Annotated in this window: 17 protein-coding genes; 12 read left to right on the top strand and 5 right to left on the bottom strand. The window is 44.4% G+C overall.

What is annotated here, in order from left to right:
* Nucleotides 1–110 precede the first annotated feature (110 nt).
* A complete protein-coding gene (gene serS / locus ECHVI_RS03895; RefSeq protein ID WP_015264647.1) occupies nt 111–1,391 on the top strand; it encodes a serine--tRNA ligase in 1,281 nt (426 codons plus the stop codon).
* A gap of 321 nt (nt 1,392–1,712) precedes the next feature.
* On the opposite strand, the gene ECHVI_RS22885 is transcribed toward serS, so the two are convergent.
* A complete protein-coding gene (locus tag ECHVI_RS22885; protein ID WP_157501196.1) occupies nt 1,713–3,134 on the bottom strand; it encodes a TlpA family protein disulfide reductase in 1,422 nt (473 codons plus the stop codon).
* A 153-nt stretch (nt 3,135–3,287) separates the two neighbouring features.
* Between ECHVI_RS22885 and ECHVI_RS03885 the strand changes: the two genes are divergently transcribed.
* From ECHVI_RS03885 to ECHVI_RS03855, 7 genes are all read left to right on the top strand, one after another.
* Nucleotides 3,288–3,953: a heme exporter protein CcmB gene (locus ECHVI_RS03885; RefSeq protein ID WP_015264645.1), complete on the top strand. Its 666-nt coding sequence runs from the start codon at nt 3,288–3,290 to the stop codon at nt 3,951–3,953.
* Nucleotides 3,954–4,181: 228 nt separating this feature from the next.
* A complete protein-coding gene (ccsA, locus tag ECHVI_RS03880) occupies nt 4,182–4,856 on the top strand; it encodes a cytochrome c biogenesis protein CcsA (RefSeq protein WP_015264644.1) in 675 nt (224 codons plus the stop codon).
* A 3-nt stretch (nt 4,857–4,859) separates the two neighbouring features.
* Complete coding sequence (locus tag ECHVI_RS03875; protein WP_015264643.1) at nt 4,860–5,102, top strand: CcmD family protein; 243 nt, start codon at nt 4,860–4,862, stop codon at nt 5,100–5,102.
* Between the two features lie 84 nt (nt 5,103–5,186).
* Nucleotides 5,187–5,612: a cytochrome c maturation protein CcmE domain-containing protein gene (locus ECHVI_RS03870; protein WP_015264642.1), complete on the top strand. Its 426-nt coding sequence runs from the start codon at nt 5,187–5,189 to the stop codon at nt 5,610–5,612.
* A 41-nt stretch (nt 5,613–5,653) separates the two neighbouring features.
* Complete coding sequence (gene ccsA, locus ECHVI_RS03865; protein WP_015264641.1) at nt 5,654–8,182, top strand: cytochrome c biogenesis protein CcsA; 2,529 nt, start codon at nt 5,654–5,656, stop codon at nt 8,180–8,182.
* Nucleotides 8,183–8,279: 97 nt separating this feature from the next.
* Complete coding sequence (locus ECHVI_RS03860; protein ID WP_041738297.1) at nt 8,280–9,059, top strand: Rossmann-like and DUF2520 domain-containing protein; 780 nt, start codon at nt 8,280–8,282, stop codon at nt 9,057–9,059.
* A 263-nt stretch (nt 9,060–9,322) separates the two neighbouring features.
* Nucleotides 9,323–9,763, top strand: coding sequence for a UPF0158 family protein (locus ECHVI_RS03855; RefSeq protein WP_015264638.1), 441 nt, complete (start codon nt 9,323–9,325; stop codon nt 9,761–9,763).
* Nucleotides 9,764–9,963: 200 nt separating this feature from the next.
* Here the strand turns inward: ECHVI_RS03855 and ECHVI_RS03850 are convergent, their stop codons facing one another.
* From ECHVI_RS03850 to ECHVI_RS03840, 3 genes are read right to left on the bottom strand one after another with little or no spacing between them, the layout of a single operon-like run.
* On the bottom strand, nt 9,964–10,821 hold the full coding sequence (locus ECHVI_RS03850) for a universal stress protein (protein ID WP_015264636.1): 858 nt from the start codon (nt 10,819–10,821) through the stop codon (nt 9,964–9,966).
* On the bottom strand, nt 10,818–12,407 hold the full coding sequence (locus tag ECHVI_RS03845) for a BCCT family transporter (RefSeq protein WP_015264635.1): 1,590 nt from the start codon (nt 12,405–12,407) through the stop codon (nt 10,818–10,820). The genes ECHVI_RS03850 and ECHVI_RS03845 overlap by 4 nt, the downstream gene beginning before the upstream one ends.
* A gap of 11 nt (nt 12,408–12,418) precedes the next feature.
* Complete coding sequence (locus ECHVI_RS03840) at nt 12,419–13,783, bottom strand: porin (RefSeq protein ID WP_015264634.1); 1,365 nt, start codon at nt 13,781–13,783, stop codon at nt 12,419–12,421.
* A gap of 277 nt (nt 13,784–14,060) precedes the next feature.
* On the opposite strand from ECHVI_RS03840, the gene ECHVI_RS03835 reads away from it, so the two are divergent.
* Nucleotides 14,061–15,686, top strand: coding sequence for a M1 family metallopeptidase (locus tag ECHVI_RS03835; protein WP_015264633.1), 1,626 nt, complete (start codon nt 14,061–14,063; stop codon nt 15,684–15,686).
* A 121-nt stretch (nt 15,687–15,807) separates the two neighbouring features.
* Here ECHVI_RS03835 and ECHVI_RS03830 read toward each other — a convergent pair whose 3' ends face one another.
* A complete protein-coding gene (locus ECHVI_RS03830) occupies nt 15,808–17,061 on the bottom strand; it encodes a dipeptidase (protein WP_015264632.1) in 1,254 nt (417 codons plus the stop codon).
* 202 nt (nt 17,062–17,263) lie between these two features.
* On the opposite strand from ECHVI_RS03830, the gene ECHVI_RS03825 reads away from it, so the two are divergent.
* The 3 genes from ECHVI_RS03825 (at nt 17,264) to ECHVI_RS03815 (ending at nt 23,754) form a co-directional block, all read left to right on the top strand.
* Complete coding sequence (locus tag ECHVI_RS03825) at nt 17,264–18,151, top strand: SMP-30/gluconolactonase/LRE family protein (protein WP_015264631.1); 888 nt, start codon at nt 17,264–17,266, stop codon at nt 18,149–18,151.
* A 971-nt stretch (nt 18,152–19,122) separates the two neighbouring features.
* A complete protein-coding gene (locus ECHVI_RS03820; RefSeq protein ID WP_015264630.1) occupies nt 19,123–22,311 on the top strand; it encodes a SusC/RagA family TonB-linked outer membrane protein in 3,189 nt (1,062 codons plus the stop codon).
* Nucleotides 22,312–22,323: 12 nt separating this feature from the next.
* Nucleotides 22,324–23,754 (top strand): SusD/RagB family nutrient-binding outer membrane lipoprotein, encoded by a 1,431-nt coding sequence (locus ECHVI_RS03815; RefSeq protein ID WP_015264629.1) that lies wholly within the window; start codon nt 22,324–22,326, stop codon nt 23,752–23,754.
* Nucleotides 23,755–24,480 lie beyond the last annotated feature (726 nt).

Here is a 24,480-nt window from a genome sequence, read left to right as displayed (position 1 = left end):
AGTCCTACGGGCTGGGGCATGGGGAAGTGATTCGCCATTTTTTGTCTTTCTGGCCCTGAGCTCTGTTCGAAATCACTATCTTTGCATTTCTAAAATAAAGCTAATAGAACATGCTACAGGTAAATTTTATCCGTGAAAATTTTGACCAGGCAGTGGAAGGATTGCAGAAGCGCTTCTTTGCGGAGCCAGCGGAAAAGCTGCAAAAAGTCCTGGATTTAGATAAAGAAAGAAAAGAGACCCAGCTGCAAAGGGACCAGCTGCAGGCTGAATCCAATTCCATTTCCAAGAAAATCGGCTTGCTCATGCGCGAAGGCAAGAAGGAAGAGGCCGAGACGGTCAAAAACCGAACGGCTGAAATCAAAGGCCAGATAAAATCCCTGGAAGAAAAATACAGTGAAATAGAGGAGGCACTGAAGCAGTTGCTTTATGCCATTCCCAATGTGCCGCATGAAAGTGTGAAGGCAGGAAAATCAGCAGATGACAACGAAGTCGTCCTAGAGCATGGCGAAGCACCGACCCTGCACGAGGGCAAGTTGGCTCACTGGGACCTGATCAAGAAATATGATATCATCGATTTTGAACTGGGCAATAAAATTACCGGTGCAGGTTTCCCAATATACAAGGGGAAAGGTGCCCGTCTGCAGCGTGCTTTGGTAAACTTTTTCTTGGATGAAGCGACCAATAGCGGCTATCAGGAAGTGCAGCCGCCCATCTTGATCAATGAGGAAAGCGGTTATGGTACGGGACAGCTGCCGGATAAGGAAGGTCAGATGTACCACGTGACCAATGATGACCTTTTTCTGATTCCTACGGCCGAAGTTCCGGTGACCAATATGTACAGGGATGTCATGTTGAAAGCCGCTGACCTGCCGATCAAAAATACCGCTTTTACCCCTTGCTTCCGCAGGGAAGCAGGCAGTTGGGGCGCGCATGTAAGGGGGCTGAACAGGCTCCATCAGTTTGACAAGGTGGAACTGGTGCAAATCACCCATCCTGATAAGTCTTACGAGACCCTTGAAGATATGAGTACGTATGTGCAGAAGCTACTCCAAAAGCTCGGGTTACCATACCGTGTACTTCGTCTTTGTGGCGGGGATACAGGCTTTACATCTGCGCTGACGTATGACATGGAAGTGTATTCTGCTGCTCAGGAGATGTGGCTGGAGGTGAGCTCTGTGAGTAACTTCGAGACGTATCAGGCCAACCGACTCAAGCTGCGCTTTAAGGATGAGCAAAAGAAGACTGTGCTGGCACATACGCTCAATGGCAGCGCATTGGCTTTGCCGAGGATTGTCGCGGCCATTTTGGAAAATTACCAGACCGAAAAAGGCATCAAAATGCCGGAAGTACTGGTTCCTTACTTGGGCTTTGAATGGATCGATGAAGCTTAAACCTGAGGTAGGGAGGCCAAGTAGTTGGTTTGGGGAAGGTGATGAAAAAATCCAGTAAGGGTCAATGCTGAAACTTCCATCATCTGTTAAGCTTAGGAATCTGCTTCCTACAAGCATGTCGAAATTCATGCCCCAGAAATAGGGCTTGATCCAACATAAAAAGGCTGCTCCTAGGATAGTTTTGGAGCAGCCTTTTTTTGCATTAACTTTTTGATGAAGGTGGGGTCAAGCAGAAAAGATGCTTAAGGCATTGCAGATCTGTGTTCATCTCTTTTATCCGTGGGTTAAATTGACTTTAATGGTAGCCTTGGCCTCGCCCGGTTAGAGCAGGGCATTGATCTCATTTCTGATATCCTCGCCGCTACTTGGCCTTGGTGCCTTGACATTGGCGATATTGCCGTTTTTGTCAATCAATATGTAACGTGGAATAGCCCTGATCATGTAGTCATTGCACAAATCCGACTGCCAAGCACCGTCCATATAAAGGTGTACTCCTTTGAATTCAGGGTCATTTTCTAGGAATTTCTCCCAAGCATCTTTGTCGCTATCAATGGAAGCATACATGAATATGAGGTCTTCTTGATCTTTGTATTCTTCCTTTAGCACTTTAGCAGCAGGAAATTCCCCGCGACAGGGGCCGCACCAAGTGGCCCAAGTGTCCAGGTAAACCACTTTGCCTTCAAAATCCGACAATTTTACCTTGCTGCCATCGGGGGCAGTGCCTTCCACTTCTTTGGCAGGCTTTCCTTTGGCCAGCTTTTCCCATTTTTTATTAACAGCCTCCAGGTATGCTTTAAATTGGGAATCAGGATATTTTTCTTGATAGATGTCGTAGACCAAGGCTACGGCTTCATCACCATAATAATTAATGGCATCCAAAGACAGTTGTGCTAACAAATATTCCTGTAGTGCATCATCTTCTTCCTCCAAAATAAAATCCCGCTTCATCTCCATGTATTTTTTTAAGCCAATTTCCTCATCTGGATGCGCTTCAGTGTACTTTTTATAGGCATCATTAAAATGCCAACGGTTAAAATTAGAAACAATTGATCGGTATTCAGCAGTCTTCAGGCCATTCTCAGCAACTGCAATTGCATCAGTTGCATAGGCATTTATAGAATCAGGAAGGACGATCTCTTCCTCTTCCGAAAACCGACTTCTTCCGATAGGATAATAACTTGCATACATACCTCTTCTAGCCTTGAGTAAAGTCTCTCCTAACTGCAAGAATGCTGTATTTAAGCTATCTGCTTTTTTGATTTGGTGAATTCCAGCTTGATAGGAAGAGTCCAGTTTTTGGATAAATTCCGCTTTTTCAAGTTCGACAATCTCATTCATCCCTGAGGGAGGTAAGGCCTTAAAGTCAGTAAAAAACTGATTTTCACCAGCACCCTTTCCTGAAAACACCAATTCCTCAGGCTTCTCTATTGTCCCTTTTATTTGCATGTTGATGCCATCGTACAGCACCACGTCTGACAGCTCTTTACCATCAACTGCTAGCATGTAGATGCCAAAGTCCACACTGTCAAGAGTGATGGTGTAAATGCCTGCAGAATCCGGGGGGAAGCTGGCCACAGGGTTAAACAAATCATGCCCTAATTGCTCAGACATGTCATATACTTCTATATTGGCGGTTTTATTGGGGTTTTCCAGATGTAGCGTCAGTTTGACTGCAGGCCCCTGTTCAGCCTTTCCGCAGGCCAGTAGTGCCATCAAGGGTAAAAGATAAAATGTTGATTTCATAAAATACTTGGGTTTGGAATAAAAATATTCATCATACGATATACCAAAAAAACAAACCATTTCTGTAAATAGCAATGATCTACTGCAATACACCGGTTGATTTTGGCGGGCTACTACCATTATGCTTTTCACTTTTGCTATATTTGCGCCAGCATGTGGAAAGAAATCATCGTACTGATCAGAAAGGAAATCACGCTGGAGTGGCGGCAAAAGTATGCCCTGAACGGCATTCTACTGTATGTGGTCAGTGCCGTTTTTATTACCTACCTAAGCGTGGGAGCCAAGCAGGGCACCATTGCCGTTCCTACGTGGAATGCCCTTTACTGGATCATCATCTTGTTTTCCGCTGTCAATGCCGTGGCCAAGAGTTTTGTTCAGGAGCACCAAGGGCGGCAATTGTACTATTACATGACGGCTTCCCCAGAAGGGATTATCATTTCCAAGATCATTTATAATACACTTTTGACCGCCGTATTGGCCCTTTTGGGATATGTGGTTTTCAGTGTTATTCTAGGGAATCCTGTCCAAGATCAGGGGTTGTTTGTGCTGAATTTGCTCTTGGGATCAATTGGCTTTTCGGCCTGCTTGACCATGGTGTCGGGCATTGCTTCCAAGGCCAGTAACAATGCGACGCTGATGGCGATCTTGAGTTTTCCCATTATCATCCCGATCTTGCTGATGGCCATTCGCATTTCCAAAAATGCCATTGATGGATTGGACAGGGGGGTGAGTGTGGACAAGCTGCTGACCCTTTTAGCGATAAACGCCATTATCGGTACCACCGCCTATATCCTTTTTCCTTACCTGTGGAGGAGTTAAGGTCTGAAGGTTTTAAATTTTTTGGTTCTGCACACCTGTCTGACGATTACCTTTTATTTTTATGCCAATGATCCACTGGACGCTGGACTCTCCCCTTTCAGAGGATAAGAGGGATAGTGGAGGAGCGATTAGGCCGTGAACAGGCGCCATTGGTCAACTTTTTGGAGAAAAGGTCGAAAATGAAGAAGTTATGCCTTACTTTTGCACCACAATAGCAAAGTAAGTACCATGCGAGCAAATTGGTGGAAAGTATTGGCGGTCATTCTCTTAGCGTATACGATCATCGCCGGCCTTCTCTTTGAAGCACCTAGATTACCCATTCTAAACGAAACCATCCGGGCCCTTCACTTTCATGTGACCATGTGGTTTGGCATGATCATCATGCTGGTGGTAGCGGTGGTCTATAGTGTGAAATACTTGAGATCCGGTAATCTTCGGGATGATGACATTGCCATTGAATTTACCAATGCCGCCATCCTCTTTGGTGTGCTGGGAATTGTGACAGGCATGCTTTGGGCGAAGTTTACGTGGGGAGACTATTGGAGTGGTGATCCTAAGCAAAATGCAGCGGCGATCGGTTTGCTCATATATTTTGCCTATCTGATCCTTAGAAACTCCCTTGTGGATGTTCATCAGCGTGCCCGGATTGGGGCTGTGTATAATATTTTTGCTTTTGCCGCATTTATCCCGTTGATTTTTGTTTTGCCGCGGCTTACGGACAGCCTTCATCCTGGAAATGGTGGAAACCCGGGCTTCAATGCCTATGACCTGGACAGTAAACTTAGGATGGTCTTTTATCCGGCCATTATCGCTTGGACCTTATTGGGCGTTTGGCTGGCAAGCCTGCGCATCAGGGCCAAACGACTCGAACGAATATTAGAAGACAAACTTATCAATCAATAGCAAATGCAAAAGTGGCTAGTGGTTTTTCTGCTGTTTATCAGCCTACAGGTGATGGCACAGGAAAAAATGGAAATCAATACCGAAGATTACGATAACTATAGCGTGGAGATGGCCGATGAAATGCGGTCCAATGGAAAAATCTATGTATTAGTAGGCGTAATTGGAATTGTTATGGGTGGAATTTTGGTTTACCTAATAGGTACAGACAAAAAACTGTCCAGACTCGAAAAAGAATTTAGAAACTGACCAAACCTCAAGGGGGAATTTGCGTTAGCTCTCTAAGCAAATCCATCAATGGTTTTTCTGGCCATTGGTAAACGATAACAACTCATGAAAAAAGGACATATCATAGGGCTTGGAATTATTGCGGTGGCCATCGTCATTATCATTACATCCATTGGTGATGCCAGCTCGTACGAAAGTTTCTCCACGGCCAAGGAAATGGCCATGAACGGCGATGACGATCCCATCCATGTGGTAGGACAGCTGAAAAAGGACAGCCGTGGCAGCGTAACAGGCCTCGAAATCAGTGAGGATAAAACCTCGTTCACATTTTCGATGATCGATAACGATGGTACGGAGCAACAAGTGTATTATAATGAGCCGGTGCCGGCTGATTTTACCCGTTCTGAACAGGTCGTGGTCATCGGTGCCTATAAAAATGATCAGGTGTTTGTAGCTGACAAAATCCTGATGAAATGCCCTTCAAAATACCAAGACAACGAATTTAGGGAAGTCGCATCTTCCAAAAAATAAGTTAACGGTTCCATTGCTCAACCTGATTTCTACATAAAATTATGATTAATACCTTTATTGGTAATTTGGGCCATTTCATGGTGATCTTGGCTTTTGTAAGTGCGATCATCACCGCTTGGTCTTATTACCAATACACGATTGTGCCCGAAACGGAAAAAGCCTCCTGGAGAAAATTCAGTAGGGCTTTCTTTTATATCCATGCCGTATCTGCCGTGTCCATCGGCGTGATCCTTTTTAACATCATTTATAATCACCGTTTCGAATATTTCTACGCCTATTCACACTCCTCTGAAGCACTTCCGGTACACTATATGATATCCAGTTTCTGGGAAGGCCAAGAGGGGAGTTTTATCCTCTGGATATTTTGGGATGTCTTGCTGGGACTGTTCCTGATCCATACCAATAAATCTTGGGAAGGGCCTGTCATGGTGGTGTTTTCACTGGTACAGGCTTTTTTGGTGTCCATGATCCTTGGAGTGGTGATCGGGGACTTAAAAATAGGGAGCTCACCGTTTATCCTTTTGAGGGATGTGGCCAATGCTCCCATTTTTCAAATGAACCCTGATTTCGTGCCTGAAGATGGTACGGGACTAAATCCGCTCTTGCAAAACATATGGATGGTGATCCATCCACCGACCCTTTTCTTGGGGTATGCCTCTACCCTGGTGCCGTTTGCTTATCTGATGGCGGGACTATGGACAGGTAGGTACAAAGAGTGGATCAGGCCGGCACTTCCCTGGACGATTTTCTCCGCATCCATCTTGGGCATGGGGATTATCATGGGGGCTTATTGGGCCTATGTGACCCTGAATTTTGGAGGGTATTGGAACTGGGATCCGGTAGAAAACGCTTCCTATGTGCCTTGGTTGATCATTGTGGCCTCGATCCATACGATGATTACCTTTAAGAAAAGTAGCACAGCACTGAAGACTTCCATCGTCTTGGTGATCACACAGTTTATCCTAGTACTTTATGCTACGTTCCTGGTAAGAAGTGGGGTGCTTGGGGATACATCAGTGCATTCCTTTACGGATTTGGGCTTGTCGGGTCAGTTGCTGATTTATCTTTTCTTTTTCATGTTTGTGGCCATTTTCTTTTCCGTGAGGGCGTGGAAGCATATTCCAAGCTCCGATCGGGAAGCATCCGTTTATTCCAGGGAGTTTTGGATCTTTATTGGTGCGACGACATTGGGATTGATGGCCTTTCAGGTCATCTTGCCAACATCCATACCGGTTTATAATGCTATCATAGAGGCTTTTGGAGGCATCTCCAATGTGGCTCCCCCGGCAGATCAAGTGGAATTTTATACTAAATTCCAGCTGTGGTTTGGCGTAGTGGTGGCCTTGCTTACGGCCGTAGGCCAATTCTTCTGGTGGAAAAAAATGGATAAGGCGGCTCTCAAAAGTGCTTTGGTAACGCCCTATATCATATCCCTGCTTTTGGCGGCGCTCATTATAAGTGTGGCCCAAGTATGGAACATAACCTACATGATCATCGTCATGGCAGGCACCTTTACCATCGTGGCCAATGCCACCATCCTCGCTAAATTGCTGCGAAAATCCACATTTAAGCTGGCAGGGGGATCTTTGGCGCATATTGGGATAGGAATGATGCTCATTGGGATCATGTTTTCTTCAGGCTATTCGGATACAGTCAGTATTAACATGTCCGGATTGACCTATAAGCGGGATTGGGAAGATGAGCTGAACAAGGAAAATGTCCTGCTATGGATCAATCAGCCCTTACAGATGAAGGATTATGAGGTCATTTATCGTGGTAGGAACAAAAAACTGGAAGGCGTGCCCGGTTATGTCAGCGTCAACAAATTGGAGATGACCGGCGAGCAAAACAAAGCCATTGCCCTGGAAGATATCGAGGTGGACGGTAAGCAGTATCACAAAAAGGGGGATGAAGTGGACATCGTTTTGGAGGAAAACAGCTATTTTGAGATTGAATATTACCAAGACCAGCAGCTTCAGTTTACCCTGTTTCCAATGTCCCAGCCCAATCCTACTATGGGGCTAATTTCTTCTCCAGATTCCAAACACTACCTGACCAAGGATTTGTATACCCACATTTCTGCGATCAACAATTACGATGAGCCTGAATGGGGCGAGGACAAGGTGTATGAAGCCACCCCAGGGGAGCAATTCCATTTGGGAGACTATGTCACGACCTTTGAAGGAGGAGAAGTGGTGGAAAGCGTGGAAGGAGTAGAGCTGAAAGAAGGAGATGTGGCGGTGAAAGCCAACTTGGTCGTCCAGGATCATGATAAGCAAATTCATTTGGATCCGGTATTTCTCATTAGAGGCAATCAAGTGGGTAGAATTCCGGTCATCAACCATGACTTGGGTATTAAAGTACTCGTGGATAATATTAGCCCCGAGTCCAATAAGTTTGTGTTTAAGGTAAACAGCTACCAAAAAGACTACGTCGTGATGAAGGCCCTCGTAAAACCGTATATTAACGTGTTATGGATGGGGACGATCATCATGCTGATGGGATTTGGGGTCGCCATTTACAGACGCTACGACGAATTCGTAAAGATGAGGGACAAGGGCCTCGAATAAAAAAATCTTCACCCGCTTCTATTTTCAGGAGCGGGTTTTTTTATGGTTTAGCTTAAAGCTGTAATTTAGAAGCCAATTGAACGAAAGCCGAACCGATATGGGAAAGTATAATATAGCAGTCATCGGTACGGGCAATGTCGCTTGGCATTTGGCGCCTGCACTGGAAAACGCGGGGCATACCATAACCGAAATCTATAGCCGGGATGCGCACCGGGCCGAGAAAATCGTCCATCAGCTCTATACTGCAGAAGTTAAAACCGATCTCGATTTTTCAGAAAGTAAAGCTCGGATTTACATCATTGCGGTCAATGATATGGCCATCAGCCAAGTAGCGGATGGGATCATCTTACCTGAAGAGAGCATCCTTGTCCATACCTCTGGAAGCATGCCCTTGGATACGTTAAATTACAGTTCGGCCAGCTATACCGGGATATTTTATCCGCTGCAGAGTTTCAGTAAATCGCGGCAGATCGAAATGGATGAAGTACCTTTTCTCTTGGAGTCCGATGACCAAGCCACGCTCCAATGCCTCAAGAAACTCGCCAAGAGTCTTTCACCGCATCAGTATGTGGTTAAGTCCAAGGACCGTAAGGCGCTGCATGTAGCGGCCGTTTTTGCCAGTAATTTCACCAATCACATGATTCACATTGCAGAAGAGGTCATGCGTCGTCAGGGCTTGGACTTTGATATGTTGCAGCCCCTTATTATTGAGCAAATCAGTAAGACCTTGGAAATCGGTGCCAAAGCTGCCCAAACAGGACCTGCCGTTCGTGGGGACCTAAATGTCTTGGACCTACATTATCAATTTTTAAACTATAATGATCAACTGGCAGAAATTTATAAAATTGTTTCACAAGATATCATTGATGCGAATTGATAGGACAGCCGGTGAATTTGGGTCGAAAGGAAGGGGAGAAAAAGAGCAATGCATGGTGTACGGAGGAGATTTGTGGATGAAATTAGCCTTTCGGGGCACCTATATGAAAGGTGGTAATCAGGACTCTTGTTAAAATCTCCTGCTTTCCTGTTTTGGAATCACCCGTTATGCTAAAAATATTTTCAATTGGGTGAAGTGCTTGTTTGATTTTTATGCACCATTAATTATTTTTCTAGTAATTTTAGTTTCACATACATAAACCAATGCTTAAGCTGACAGAAAAAGAAATTGCGACCATTGCCAATTATTTATTAAAGGGCAAGGTATGCTATTATCAGGAGGACAAAAAAATCATTCATCACCTTCCCGATGAAGAGGAAAACTTCAATGAAGACTTGACTCCTGAAGAAGAGGATCTGCTGGATGAAATTGATGCGGAGCCAATGAATTACGCGGAATTCGTGAAGATGGAGCCTGCTCAGGAATCACTGCTAATGGATCAATTTGCCGAGCAGTTTGTTGAAAACAAGTCCTTTCAAGAAGATCTCTATGATGCCCTCACCAAAAGTAAGGCCATGGAGCGCTTTACGTTTTTAATCGAAGAATCGAATACCTATAAACAAAAATGGCTGGATTATCGCCTTCAGAAATACAAAGACTGGGTCATGGAGCAAGTGGATAGCTACAATACCCTAGAAGATTAACAGAAATATCCTGAGCGGTTAATTCGGCAGCAGCCGAAATCATATTTTGCTTCAAAGGGATCATCTGGTATTCAAGACCTTTACCGACATTGGCCGGTGAAGGTCTTGACATGGAGAAGTGAATCAATTTTAGCTTATGGTTTTATCTCTCTTTTAGGGGTTACTGTTATCAAGTACTACTTGTGTGCAGCGAATTGGACTTATTTTACGATCCACACCGGGAGGTTTTTGTCATAGGCGATCAGCTGTTCAGCGACACTGCCGATCAGCAGGTCACCTTCGTTTTTCTTTCCTTTATTTCCCACGATGATCAAATTGGAAGCATTCAGCACAGCATTCTGATAAATCAAGCGGCTAATATGCTGCTCATTATCTTTGACAATGGTCAGCGGAGCGTGTAGGTGAAACCGCTTTTGAAGCTTTTTAAAGTCCTTGAGAGCTTCTTTTTCTAGCTCTTCACTGATCTTTTTGTAATTCTTGATATAGGGGAAATATTGGACGCCTAATTTGATGACATGGACAGGAAGTATTTCGCTGTGTACTTTTTTGGAAAGGCTCGTGCCCAACTGGAGGAGTTTTTCAGTATAGCTGCTAAAATCCAAGGCCAAGGTGATCTTTGCAAATGTGGGCACGGCAATTTCTGGTAGGAAAAGGGTGTCACATGCAGTGAGACGAGCCAGCCTTCCGCTGAGGATGCCTGCGCCATAATGACTACTCTTTTTGCCGAGTAGCAACAGGTCAAATTTTTTGGAATCGATATAATTTGCAAAGTCCTCCACATTGCCGCCACTATGGACATGGATCTGGATATTGCTGCCTTCTTTGAAGGTTTCGTCCACTTTTTCTTTTATTTCAGATTCGATCACTTGATTGATGCTTTTTCCCAAATTTGGAAGCATGGATTGGATAGAGTCAGGGAACTCTTCCAATTCAATCAGGTGAAGGATGGTCAGGCTCTTGAATTCAAAAGCATCATCGAGCTTTTTGATATAGCTCAAGAGCAAATTGTCCATGTCGGTAAGATCGACACAAAGGGCTATATTTTTTAGGTTTTTCATTTTGGCGAATCTTTAGGGAGGTTCTTTTTGATGATTTCAGCGAGGTTCTTTTCGTAATTTTTCCGGTTGATATCCTGTTTCAGCGCTTCTTTGCGGGCATGTTCTTTTTGCAGGCCCCTGAAGAGGCTGAAACACATGATGAGCAGTACGATCAAAAACGGCAGGCCAGTGGTGATGGTGGCTGTTTGAAGTGCCGTTAATCCCCCGCCAATTAATAATACGGCCGCTACAGTACCTTCTGCCAATGCCCAAAAGATACGCTGTCCCACGGGGGCATCCAGTTTCCCTCCGGCCGTAATGCTGTCGATGACCAGCGACCCGGAATCGGAAGAGGTGACAAAGAAGCTCATGACGAGCAGTACCCCAATGCCGGATCCCAAGGTGCTGAGCGGAAACTCATGGAGAAAAACAAAGAGTGCTGTCGATTCATCTTTGATGATGTCTTTGGCAAATTGGTGGGTTTCATTTTGCATGTCCATAAAGATGGCACTTCCCCCCATGGCGGTAAGCCAGAAGAATGTCAGCAAGGCCGGCACCAACAGTACCCCCAGGATAAATTCCCTGATGGTGCGTCCTTTGGATATACGGGCAATAAACATCCCCACAAATGGAGACCAAGATACCCACCAGGCCCAATAGAAGATGGTCCAAGTCCCTTGCCATTCGTTGTCCCGATAGGCTTCTGTCCAGGTGGATACTGCAATGAATTGGTTGAGGTAGTTGCCCAGGTTTTGGACAAATCCCCGGAAGATGAATACGGTGGGACCAGCCAAAATCACAAAGATCAGGAGGGCCGCAGCAATGCGTACATTCCATTCGCTGAGTACCCGCACCCCTTTATCCAATCCCGAAAATACGGAAGCCGTCGCCATAAGCGTGATGCCACTGATGAGCAATACCTGAACGGTTACTGAAATGTCTACGTCAAAGAGATAGTTAAGCCCTCCATTGATTTGTCGCACCCCAAATCCAAGGGAGGTCGCCAGCCCAAAGAGGGTTGCCAGTACTGCCATCACATCAATAACATCCCCAATCCAGCCATGGATGCGATCACCCAAGATGGGATAAAAAATGGACCGGATGGTCAAAGGAAGTTTTCTGTTGAAGGTAAAAAATGCCAAAGCCAAGGCTACTACGGCATAGATTGCCCAGGCGTGAAAGCCCCAGTGCAGGAATGTCAGGTTCATGCCCCGCTGTGCAGAACCAATGCTAAAAGGTTCTCCATAGGGAGGTTTGGCATAGTGGGAGACGGGTTCTGCCACGCCCCAAAAAAGTAGGCCGATGCCCATGCCGGCACTGAAAAGCATGGCAAACCAAGCGGATGTAGAAAATTCTGTCTCGGCATCCTTGCCCCCCAATCTGATAGTGCCGTATTTGCTGAAGGCAAGGTAAAAGCAAAATACAATAAAGATGTTGATGGCAATGATGAAGAGCCATCCTGTTTTGTCGGTGATAAAAAACTTTATGGCATCAAAAGCTTTTTCCATGGGCTCTCCCACGATCAAAGTGATGGCGATAAAGATAATGATCAGTACCGAAGCAGGCCAAAAGACGGGTGCGTGTACATCAAAATATTTTTTTAGCATAGAAAAGGTGGTTAGAAATAGTACCCTATATTAATGTTGATTCGCGTGTTCCATCCTGGATTGGGATCTATGGGATTGCTGTCCGAAACAGGTGCGGTATAATCTATTCCACGACCCGGCCCCATGGAGTTGCCACCAAACGCATCGCTGATCCAAGAGTGGTTGTAGCCCATGGCCGCATCCACGTAGGTGTAGATCTTTCCGGCCGTAATCAAGGCTCCCAAGACATTTTGCTGGGTCTTTTCAAATGGTGTTAATACGCCTCCGATGGGCATTTCCCCAAATTTCTGAATCAAGCTGTAGTCGTTATACACTTGGACATTGGAGATGGGGCCCCAATCGACAGGGAAATCATGTGCCAACCCGATCACATAGACAATAGCTTCACTGGCCACATCATACGTTCCAAACCCATAGGCGCCCATTTGCACGCTGTTAAGCAACCTTCCGTCATCGTCCCTGACATCATTATAACCATAGTAGATGACTTCTGTTTTAAAATTCCACGGCACCTTGGCCCATTCCGCATGAAGGGCCGCAGCCAGTTGATTGCCGCTATGCGTGGTTTGCTGATTATAGATTTCCATCACTTGAAAAGATCCCCCTACCTTCCAGTCGTCCAAGTGGTAATTGGCCCGGAGGTTGAGCTGATTGCGTTCGATGTTGCTATTTCCCTCAATAGGGACCACATCATAGGAATAGCGCGCCGTAGAATACTCCCCAAAGGCGGGGTCATTGGTGCCTCGAGGTTCTGCCAAAGGAAAATAGGCAAGGTTAAAGGTCCAATTGTCACGATTGTGGGTGAGGTTTAGCCCCATCTGATGGTCGTCTTCCAGTCCTAGGTAATAGGGTACTTGAAACCACCAGCTGTGGGAAGCGTAGGTCAGCAAGCCAAAAGGGACTTGGGTGATGCCTATTTGGAGGTTATACTGCTTGTTAAACCGATAACCTATCCATCCGTATTTGACAAAATGCGTGTTAAAAGTAGGATAAAAACGGTATTCAAAAGCAAATTGTAGGCCGTCAGAATAAGCGTCAACATTGATTCTCCAAGTATCCCAGGTCCATTCATTTCTGGAATTGGTGCCTAGAGGGAACGTTTGCCCTTCGTAGATGGCATAAATGGTATTTAGCCGAAGGGCCCCGCCTACTTTTAACCATGTCGTATCTCGGTTCAGTTCTTTATGGGATTCCACTGTGTTCTCTATAGTGGATTTGTGTTTGCCATGGTCATCTTTGAAAAGTCCAAAGCGAGATTGGTTCTCGATGGTAGTGTCCTGGCGGAATGGAGCGGCATGACCCCGCTGGGGATTGGTCACCGCATACCCAATGGAATAGCTTACAAAGATGATTAGAAATGATCTCCAAAAAGACATGCCAAAATGTTTTTTACCAATTGAAAAAAGAAACTGAAAAGCATAAAATCGTTCAGCAACCACAATAAATATAAGGTTTATGGGTTGTATTCCCAATGAAAATTGTATTAATATTGGTTTAATTATTGCTTTTCCGTAATGCAGGGTCCGTAAAAGTAAAATAACAGGGAAACCCCTGTAAATGAGGCCCGCATGGGGCTTTCTCCATGAACTATAGTTTTGTAATGTGTAAATATCATTCTACTTTTGAGTTTTACTCAAGGCGACTTCAGCGACAATGAAAAGAGCGTTATTCGGAATCACTAGGTTTGGAAAGTATGCGAAGTACTTTCTGGCCAGTATGGCCTTTATTTTGCAAATGCAAGAGGAGGTTTCGGCACAAGGAAAAGGAAACTGGACCTGGGGGGGAGAAATGGATCCCTTGCAAGAGCAGTTTGAGGTAGTTCATTATTCGCTGGATTTGGAGATCTTGCCCAAGATCAAGGGCATTAACGGCATGATGGAGATGACCTATCGGGCCTTGGGAGCCTTGGATACGCTCCGCTTGGACTTGATATCCAATTATGAAGTCATCAAAGTGGAAAGCAATGGCACGGCCCAACGGTTTGACCACCATGGCGATCTGCTGGACATCTACCCCGATACCGTATCGCAGCAAGTAAAGATTTACTATAGAGGGCGCCCACCCATTGCTGAAAATCCCCCTTGGGCTGGTGGATTCACCTGGTCTGAAGACGGGGAAGGAAATCATTGGGTAGGCTTATCCTGTCAGCACGAAGGTGCCAAAATCTTTATGCCCTGCTTGGATCATCCTTCCAGCAAAGCCGAAAATGGGGTGTCGCTTTATATAAAGGTGCCTTTCCCCTACGGTGTTGCGGCAAATGGCCGGTTATTGAATCAGACGACCAGTTCAGGGTATAATTATTTTCAATGGGCGACGGCTTATCCCATCAGTAATTATAATGTGAATTTTACCATGGGCCGCTTCCATCAAGAGGATAAACGCTACACCTCCATAGACGGTACCGAGGTCCCCATGAAGGTCTTTGTCTTGGCCGAACACAAGGAGCATGCCCAAGGGTTACTGCAGGTTTTGGAAAATAGTGTGCAGACGCAAGAGAAGTATTTTGGTCCTTATCCTTTTCCGAAAGATAAAATCGCCGTGGTGGAGACACCGTATCTGGGTATGGAGCACCAGACGATCAATGCATATGGAAATGGTTTTAAGTACACTAAAGTAGGAGATACCGCTTTTGATTGGCTTCTACACCATGAATTGGGACATGAATGGTGGGGCAATAAGGTTTCTGTGGCCGATTGGAAGGATTTTTGGATTCATGAGGGGATTTGCTCGTATGGAGATATGCTGTATTATGAGGCTAATGAGGGGAAGCAAGCTTATTTGGATCGGGCTGCGGCGGCCAAGAAGCAGATCACGAATGATCAACCACTGGTCATGGCTCCCAATACCAACAGCGCGGCAGCATATCATCCCGATATTTATACCAAAGGAGCTTTTGTGATGCATTCCCTTCGGTTTGTCTTGGGAGATGATCAATTTTTCCCCATGCTCAAGGCATTCTTACAAGAGGATAGATTTACCTATGCCCATCAAGTGAGCACCGAAGATTTTGTGGCCTTTGTGGAAACGTATACAGGTGAGGAGTTGAAGGGCTTCTTTGACATGTATCTTTATTCTACCAAACTGCCCAAGCTGAAAGTCAAGCGGAAGCGTAAGCGGCGTTATGATGTCCGCTTGAGCAATATTGATTTCAGCCTGCCCGTCGAAATTGAGACCTCCGATGGTATTGAGGTGGTAGAGCTTTCCAGGGATGCGGTGAGGGTCAAAAGTGACGAAAAGCCCATCGTAGATCCAAACGGTTGGTACCTCTTTGATGAATAATGCAAGAATCAAGATGATGGATTTCCTCTGATGGGCGTAAATGGGGCTTTAATGCATGGCAGCCGATAAAAGGTAAAAGCAGTCGACGGTTTATCATTGACCGTCGACTGGCTTAAAAATATCAGGAATTTTGTGCTGCGGCTTCCACGGCTCTCCACACGCGAAAGACGTTTTTATAGCAAATTTTTTCAACATCCTCTCTGCTGTATCCTCTTTTCAGCAGTTCGGCAATGAGGTTAGGATACATCGAAACATCCTTAAGGCCATTTGGCAGGGAATCGCCGACCCCGTCAAAATCAGATCCGAAGCCGACATGATCGATTCCGGCAAGCTCCACGACATGATCGATGTGATCTGCCACAAGGCTCACGTCAGGAAAGACATTGTGATCTGCCACGTATTTTTCAATATAGGCTTTGGCGGTAGAATCTGTTCGGCTTAGTTCATTTTCTGCTAGCCAATTGACAATGTGTTCACGGACTTCGGCGGTTCGTTCATTATAGTTCCCATCGATAAAGCTACCACCGAAATTGATCATGATCACCCCATTTTCTTTGCCCAGCAGTTTGATCATTTCATCGTCCATATTCCGTTCAAAACCCGGTGTATATTTCCGGCAAGAACTGTGGGAGGCAATGACCGGTACATCAGTAAGTTCCATGACATCGTAGAAGGTGTCATCGGAAACGTGTGAAATGTCCACCATGATCCCCACGCGGTTCATTTCTTTCACGACTTGCTCTCCAAAAGTAGTCAGGCCGCCATGGGTCCTGCTGGTGTCATAGGAAGAATCGCCGATCAGGTTGTCTTTCCCGTGTGTGAGGGTGATATAGCGAATCCCTTTTTCATGGAAGTAGGCTACATTATTGATGTCGTCTTCAATGCCCGCACCATTTTCCATGCCCATGGGAAGCGAAACTTTTCCCGCTTTGAAATTGGCTTCGATGTCATCGGGGCTATAGGCCATGGCGAATTTTTCCGGCCATGTTTCGGCCAGGCGTTTGGTCATCAGGATCAAGGAGTCCGCCAATGTTTTGGCGCCACCTGTCTGCTGGTATCGGGCAGGGAGATAAATGGACATAAAAGGGGCATCCAATCCGCCTTCCTTTGCCCGGGGAAAGTCAAAGTTGCCCCCGTCTGTGCGTTCAGAAACATCAAGTACCTCACGCTGCAGGGTAAAACCACCTACTTTCATGCGGTAGGGAAGGTCCACGTGACCGTCCACCATTATGGTTTCTTGGGCAATTTTCTTGGCTGCTTCCAGTCTCGCTTCTTCAGAAAGGGCCGTATAGTCCTCTTGGACTGGTTTTTCACTACAGCTCAGGGCTGTCAATAGCAGAAAGATGCCAGCTTTTGGTAGAATTGTTTTTTTCATACGGTTGATTTTTTTTAAATAAGGTACAGCATAACCTTAAGGGTTCCGAAAAGATAATGATTAGCGGCATATTATGGGTTTAAAAATAGAAATTCGCCTATATGCTTCGTATAGAGGAAAACGAAACTTATTAAAAGGTATGGAAATTTGCTAATTTTAGTGAAATATTTTTGAATTTACATTAACCAAAAAAGCACAAGACATGAAAAAACACACCCAATTATTAATGCTATTATCGGCCTCACCCATGCTGTTTTGCCAGTGTGGAGGAGGTGAAAAAAAAGAAGAAGTAGAGGAAGTAGTAGAAGTGGTGGAGGAGAAAGTGGAGCCTTCGTTGACATTGGTATGGGAAACCCCTGCGGAGCTCACGACGTGTGAGTCGGTATTGGTGGATCCAGCCACAGGTACCATTTATGTGGCCAACATCGACGGTGATGCCCGGGATCATGATGGAAAGGGTTTTATATCGATTATTTCTAAGGATGGTGAAATTTTGGAAAAAGAGTGGGTCGCAGGAATGGATGGTCCAAAAGGGATGGGCATTCTTAACGGAAAGCTCTACGTGACCGATATTGACGATGTAGTGGAGATTGATATCGAGAAAGGTGAGATTTTAAACAGGTATGTCGTAGAGGGAGCGAGTTTCTTAAATGACATCGATGTACATGGCAATAAGGTCTACTTCTCGGATATGGAAAAAGGGCTGATCCATGTATTAGAGGATGGAGAGATCAGTACCTTGGCAGATGGCCAAGAGAGCATCAATGGTCTGCGTGTGGATGATGACGGGGTACTCTATGGATTGGATGCAGAAGGTCTGAAGCGATATGGTGAAGATGGTAGTGCAGAGGTAATCAACAGTACCGTTACCGGTGGAGATGGACTTATTATCCTTGGGAATGGAAACTTTCTGGCCAGTAGATGGGTAGGTGAAGTCTGGATCGTACAAGGAGATAGTGAAACGAAGTTGCTTGATACCAAAGATGCGAAATCGAATACGGCAGATATAGGGTATTTAGAGGATGAGAAACTCGTACTAGTACCGACTTTCATGAAGAATAAAGTGGCCGCATATCGGTTAAGTTATTGAGGGAATGGTTGTTGAATTGTAGGTTTTTGTATTTCAGGGGCTCAATCCCTTTAGATATAATTAATTGAATATATAATATTATAAATTTGTTATTGTGAAAAAAATCCTCATTTATGGGCTGTAAAGGCGGCCTGTAGATGAGGATTTTATGGTTACTATCCTCATGATTATTCAGTGTTCTTCAATTTCAGGGTATAATAGCCTTTCATTGGTTAATTTTCATTAAGAATATATACTAAACACTTGTTTAAATAATTAAATAAAGGTATAAATATATGCATACAGTTGTTTTATCTATTAAATATGTTGAAATAAATAAATAATTGTAATAATGGGTTTTTAAATTGTAGTCTGGCCTGAAAGGATTAATTGTATGTAAATGGAATTAGATACTATAAAAAACTGAAATTTATATATCTGTTAAATTGTAAAAATTTATAATAGAGGGTTCAAAATATAATGAAATGATTCATAAAAATGCAATAAGTCAAATTATAGGGTTTTAAAAAGTTAATGAGAAAGTTAAATAGTGAATAATGGTTAAATATAGGTTTTTAATTTTAGTGATTTAGGGAAGTGCTAAAATTCTAAATAAATGTTAAAATGAAGAATAAAATTCTGTTTTGAAATATTGTGATTCACTGCTAAATGTAAATACCTAACTTAATAGTTTATGTGTTCGATATTAGTACATGTAACAAACTAAAATTTTGATTAATTATAAATATAAATTCAAATATTCTTAAATATGTTCGATTTCGTACATTAGTTAAATGTTTTTTGCTAAAAGGAAATATTTAATTGAATCTGATATATTTATATAGTCTATAAAAAAAATGAAATTTTTTTAACTGTCTAATAATCAAGTGTTTGATACTTATTTTTAAGGTTTTTTTTTAGCTTTTGAAAAGTTGGCGGTTTGTTTTTTGACTTGGTGCTTCTACTTTACTCCAAAATCAAACGTATCGCATATGAGAAAACATGTACTATTGTTCGCGTTACTGTTGGTATTTTCGCAATTTTCTTTTGCGCAGAATTCTACAGTAAAAGGGACGGTTACCTCAGCCGAAAATGGGGAACCAGTACCCGGAGTTAGTGTATTGGTAAAAGGGACCTCAAAAGGTGCCGTGACCGATTTAGAAGGTCAGTATTCACTGGAGGTCCCCAGTGAAGGGGAGGTGTTGATCTTTTCCTTTATTGGGATGGCTACTGAAGAAGTGAGCATTAAGGGCCGTACGGTCATTGATGTATCCATGAGTTCAGATGTGAAGTCATTGAACGAAGTGGTGGTGACGGCCTTGAACGTGTCGAGAGATGAAAGTTCATTGGGCTATGCCATTCAAAGTGTGGATGGAGATGAATTGTCCAGTGTGCGAGAAGCCAATGTGGTGGGTTCGCTGGCTGGTAAAGTGGCCGGTGTTCAGGTAATCGGATCATCCGGTGCCGCATTGGGAGGATCCCAAAACATCCGACTGAGAGGGATCAATTCCCTGGGAGGCGGTTCTCCGCTTTTTGTGGTGGATGGTACGCCGATTTCCAACAGAAGTTTTTCTCCTGACAATGATTACTCTGGAAGGGATTACGGTAACTTGGCAGCGGATATCAACCCCGATGATATCGAGTCTATTTCCGTTTTGAAGGGCCCTTCAGCTGCGGCACTTTATGGGAACAGGGCTGCCAATGGTGTGATCATCATCACCACCAAAAAAGGTACCAGCAGAAAAGGTATCGGTGTAGAGATCAATCACAGCACCACATTCGAGAAAGTATATATCCTTCCCGATTACCAAAATGAGTATGCGGGGGGCTATAGCCAAGAGTTAGCCACTTTTGACTATAATCCAGAAACCCACCCTGAATCTTGGGCGGCCTTTGACGGGCAACAAGTCATGAACTATTCCGCCGATGAAAGTTGGGGGCCACGTATGGAAGGTCAAATGGTGAGACATTGGGACAGCTGGTATGAAGGAGAAAGTTTCGGTGAACTCCGTCCACTTTTGCCGAATGAAAATAACGTAAGAGACTTCTTCGAAACCGGGGTTACGATGAATACCGGTGTAGCCCTGTCTGGTGGAGATGAGGAGACCTTGTTCAGGCTTTCCTTGAATCACATCGACCAAAAAGGGGTTATTCCAGGTTCCGAATTGCTTAAAAACAACGTTTCCTTTAACGGTAGCACGAAGTTAACGGATAAACTAAAGGCTAGTTTGAACTTCAATTTCACCAGTACCCAAGGACAGGGCCGTCCAGCTTCTGGGTATACCGGTCGAAATCCAGTAAACTCCTTTAACCAATGGTTTCAGCGTCAGCTGGATATGGACAGACTTGAAAACTACAAGAATCCTGATGGTACTTATCGTACTTGGAACATTCGTTCCCCAAGCAATACGAGACCTCTTTATTGGGACAACCCTTACTATGAGGTGTATGAAAATGCGCCAAGAGATAAAAGGGACCGTGTATATGGTAATTTTGGGCTGACGTATGACTTCACCGAAGAATTGAGCGTTTCAGCTTTTGCCCGAACGGACTTTTTTAACCAAAAGATCGAGGAGCGGGTAGCTTCAGGTGGATTGGACTTGGATGAATACTACATAAGTCAACGAATCGGAAGGGAAGATAACTATGAGATTCTTGCCCAGTACGACAAAAACTTTGGAGGGGTATCCCTAGTGGCCAATGCCGGTGGTAACATCAGAAGAAACTTCTACGATACTATGGGTGAACGCACGCAAGGTGGATTATCGGTGCCGGACTTTTATAATATTGATGCATCCATTGATCGCCCGGATGTTTCTAATTACTACAGTGAAAAAACAGTAAGAAGTGTTTATGGTAGTGTTTCCTTAGGATATATGAGCACCATCTTCCTTGACTTGACTGCCCGTAATGATTGGTCTTCAGCACTTCCGAAAGCAAACAACAGTTATTTCTATCCATCGATCTCTACCAGCTTTGTGTTTACCGAGCTGATGGGCAATACCAATTTCTTGAACTTTGGTAAGTTGCGATTAAGCTATGCGCAGGTGGGATCCGATGTTTCGGCTTATGATATCGCACAGGTATACGATGTAGGAACTCCTTATGGGTCCTTGCCTGCATTGACCGTGCCTAACACTTATCCTAATCCTAACCTTCGTCCAGCATTGTCCTCTTCATATGAAGCAGGGGTGGATTTGAGATTCCTTCAGAGACGATTGGGCTTGGATGTGACCTACTATAGAAATGACAATAAGGATCAGATCATTAACCTGACCGTGCCTGGTTCCAGTGGAATTACACAAGCCAAGGTGAATGCTGGAAATATCCGAAGTGAAGGGCTCGAGGTGATGTTGAGCGCTACGCCTATTACCAATCAGGACTTTAACTGGGACATGACCTTGAATTTTGCCAGAAACACCAACCAAGTGGTGGAGCTATACCAAGACCAAGGCAACCGCCAGTTGCAGTCGGCCTATTGGGGCATGACGCTTAATGCCAAAGTGGGAGAGCCATGGGGAACCCTTATTGGTACCGGTTATACCTACGATGAAGAAACCGGCCTGCCGATGATCAACCCTGATGGCAGTTATGTAGAAAACCAAAACCAAGATTTGGGTACGGTATTGCCGGACTTTACAGGAGGATTTAGAAATACCCTTACTTATAAGAACTTTGATCTTACAGCATTTTTGGATTTCCAAAAGGGTGGACAGTTTTATTCTGTAACCAAAATGTTCCTGCCTTACTCAGGTCTTGCTGCAGAAACTGCCGGATTGAACGATTTGGGTAACCCAAAACGTGATCCAGTAGATCAAGGAGGAGGTATTCCCGTGACAGGAGTGGTAGAAGGAGAAGGGGTCCAAACCGTTTATGTAGATCCTTCAGAGCACTACAAAGGACTGTTTGGCGTTCACGAGGAGTACATTTATGATGCTTCATATGTGAAGTTGAGAGAGGTGAGGTTGGGCTACACTTTGCCAAGTAAATTAATGGCAAAGTGGCCCATCCATTCTGCCAATGTAGCCTTTATCGCCAAAAACCTATGGTTGATCCATTCCAATGTGGACGGATTAGATCCATCTGAATTCGCAGCAGGTGGAAATGGATACTCTTATTTTGAAGCCGGCTTGTTGCCAGGCGTGAGATCCTATGGGTTTAACATTCGTGTAGTACTTTAATTTGTAGCAACTATGAGAAGATTAATAAATAAGATAAATACAGGATTGGCAGCTGGGATGTTGGTGATGGCCACGGGCTGTAGTGATTTTGGCGATATGAACGTCAATCCCAATAAGCCATCTACTCCGCTTACATCAAGTTTGCTCACAGATGCACAGCGATCGGTGTCTGATGTAATCGGTAATGAGACCAGTGTACTTTATGTACAGCACATCTCTCAAAAACAATATACCGAGGGATCACGATACCAGACCATTTACTTTAATTTTAATGGCTACTATTCCGGACCAATGTTCGATTTGGAGCGAATCATCGATTTGAATACAGATGAAGCGACCAAAGGAGATATGACGGCAGCGGGAAGTAATGCCAACCAAATAGCAGTGGCGCGGATCTTAAAGGCCTATTTCTATTCAGTCCTTACCGATAGATGGGGCGAACTCCCGTATACCGAAGCGTTGCAGGGCGATGAAGATCTCTCTCCGGCCTATGACACACAGAAGGATATCTATTATTCCTTGTTTACTGAGCTCACGGAGGCCGTAGCCCAGATGGATGGTGGCACACCTGTCGAGGGAGACTTCCTTTTGGAAGGAGATATGGAAGGTTGGGAGCAATTTGCCAACTCCCTTCGATTGACGTTGGCCCTGAGGCTAAGTGATGTCGATCCGGCTAAAGCCGAGGCTGAATTCGTAGCAGCTTATGAAGCAGGTATTTTGGAAACGGACTTGATGTATCCTTACTTGGCGGCCACCAACAACCAGAATCCTTGGTATGCCAGGTTCCTGACGCGGGTAGATCATGTGATCAGTTCTACCATGGTAGACTTTATGAAGCCTTTAGACGATCCTCGCTTAGGTGTATATGCTGACCCAGCTGCCGCTACAGGGACCATTGAAGGGATGCCTTATGGTATCAGTAATGCGGTGGCCGGTGAGATTACCAATGATGAAGTGTCTTACCTGGGTAGTACTGCCCGTCAGCAAGATGCTCCTCTCCCGATCATGACCAGGTCACAGCTGTTATTTTCCTTAGCGGAAGGAGCTGCTCGTGGCTGGATCGATGAGTCTGCGGAAGACCTTTATTATGAAGCCATTCAAGCATCTTTCGAACAGTGGGGTGTATTTGACCAAGCCAGCTATGATACATACATTGCCCAGCCAGAGGTGATGTATGATAGCAGTAATCCTTACATGTCCATCGGCAACCAAAAGTGGGCGGCCTTGTTCTTGCAGGGTTTTGAAGCTTGGGCAGAGTGGAGAAGACTGGATTATCCTGAGCTGACTCCTGCGCCGGATGCCCTGAACGAAAGTGGGCAGATTCCGGTACGCCAAGCTTATCCTACCACAGAGCGGGATTTGAATGAAGCCAATTATGCCGAGGCTGTAGCCCGACAAGGGGAAGATGGCTTGGACACCAAATTATGGTGGGATGTGAATTGATACCTTTATATAATACTTTAGAGATAATGCAAAAGCTACCTGATGTTCGGGTAGCTTTTTGTGGTTTATAGGAGGAATGAAAGATAGCGTTTTACCGGATCAAGTGGAAAAGTTGGGGACTGGTGGTTGATTTAAGGTAAAGCTAAGGGTAATAAAAATGCCATCCCTTCCCAAAGGCACCATGTGGATGTGGTAACCTGGACCTAAAGGATTTTATTATTGCTTTTTGTCTTCGCGTCTTGGTGGCGTTTTATTGTTCCGATAAACAAAGAGACTTATCGCCTATAGGGATATTGCTTGATCCATTTTAGCGGGATAGCGGGGGAAAGGGGTTGTTTTCCATAGGTATGCCGAGAGGCAATTGGGGAAGATTTTATAGGGGTATTTTTAGGATTATTGCTACAAAAATTTTAATCTACTTGGCCTGCATTTTATAAAATGGTTGATGTTTTTTAAAAGAGCTTTATCGCTTTTAGTTCTTTTTTACGGAGAAGCAGGGGGTAAAATGGGGTGGTTTCTTGCATGAGATTATAAAAAGTATAAATGGGCCTACGAAATCACCTGCTTTTGTTTTTTTGTTTTAAACAAAATAATATTTTGAAATAAGCTATGATAAATTCTCAATAAAAAGCATCAATTATAAAGGTGATCTCGTTTAAAATTAAATTTGGAAACTTAAAAATTAAAGACGGGTTTTCTGTGATTTGATAAAATTTTATTACGTTT

Source organism: Echinicola vietnamensis DSM 17526, assembly GCF_000325705.1.
In the GTDB taxonomy this organism is placed as follows: Bacteria; Bacteroidota; Bacteroidia; order Cytophagales; family Cyclobacteriaceae; genus Echinicola; species Echinicola vietnamensis.
The sequence above is the reverse complement of the archived record's forward strand: the minus strand, read 5'-3'. Positions and strand labels throughout refer to the sequence as shown.

Excerpts from the sequence above, each read along its gene's own strand:
- ECHVI_RS03845 (WP_015264635.1), bottom strand. The coding sequence starts at position 12,407 with ATGCTAAAAAAATATTTTGATGTACACGCACCCGTCTTTTGGCCTGCT.
- ccsA (WP_015264641.1), top strand. The coding sequence starts at position 5,654 with ATGATTAATACCTTTATTGGTAATTTGGGCCATTTCATGGTGATCTTG.
- ccsA (WP_015264644.1), top strand. The coding sequence starts at position 4,182 with ATGCGAGCAAATTGGTGGAAAGTATTGGCGGTCATTCTCTTAGCGTAT.
- ECHVI_RS03870 (WP_015264642.1), top strand. The coding sequence starts at position 5,187 with ATGAAAAAAGGACATATCATAGGGCTTGGAATTATTGCGGTGGCCATC.
- ECHVI_RS03820 (WP_015264630.1), top strand. The coding sequence starts at position 19,123 with ATGAGAAAACATGTACTATTGTTCGCGTTACTGTTGGTATTTTCGCAA.
- ECHVI_RS03860 (WP_041738297.1), top strand. The coding sequence starts at position 8,280 with ATGGGAAAGTATAATATAGCAGTCATCGGTACGGGCAATGTCGCTTGG.
- ECHVI_RS03840 (WP_015264634.1), bottom strand. The coding sequence starts at position 13,783 with ATGTCTTTTTGGAGATCATTTCTAATCATCTTTGTAAGCTATTCCATT.
- ECHVI_RS03835 (WP_015264633.1), top strand. The coding sequence starts at position 14,061 with ATGAAAAGAGCGTTATTCGGAATCACTAGGTTTGGAAAGTATGCGAAG.
- ECHVI_RS22885 (WP_157501196.1), bottom strand. The coding sequence starts at position 3,134 with ATGAAATCAACATTTTATCTTTTACCCTTGATGGCACTACTGGCCTGC.
- ECHVI_RS03855 (WP_015264638.1), top strand. The coding sequence starts at position 9,323 with ATGCTTAAGCTGACAGAAAAAGAAATTGCGACCATTGCCAATTATTTA.
- ECHVI_RS03815 (WP_015264629.1), top strand. The coding sequence starts at position 22,324 with ATGAGAAGATTAATAAATAAGATAAATACAGGATTGGCAGCTGGGATG.
- ECHVI_RS03885 (WP_015264645.1), top strand. The coding sequence starts at position 3,288 with ATGTGGAAAGAAATCATCGTACTGATCAGAAAGGAAATCACGCTGGAG.
- ECHVI_RS03830 (WP_015264632.1), bottom strand. The coding sequence starts at position 17,061 with ATGAAAAAAACAATTCTACCAAAAGCTGGCATCTTTCTGCTATTGACA.
- serS (WP_015264647.1), top strand. The coding sequence starts at position 111 with ATGCTACAGGTAAATTTTATCCGTGAAAATTTTGACCAGGCAGTGGAA.
- ECHVI_RS03825 (WP_015264631.1), top strand. The coding sequence starts at position 17,264 with ATGAAAAAACACACCCAATTATTAATGCTATTATCGGCCTCACCCATG.
- ECHVI_RS03850 (WP_015264636.1), bottom strand. The coding sequence starts at position 10,821 with ATGAAAAACCTAAAAAATATAGCCCTTTGTGTCGATCTTACCGACATG.
- ECHVI_RS03875 (WP_015264643.1), top strand. The coding sequence starts at position 4,860 with ATGCAAAAGTGGCTAGTGGTTTTTCTGCTGTTTATCAGCCTACAGGTG.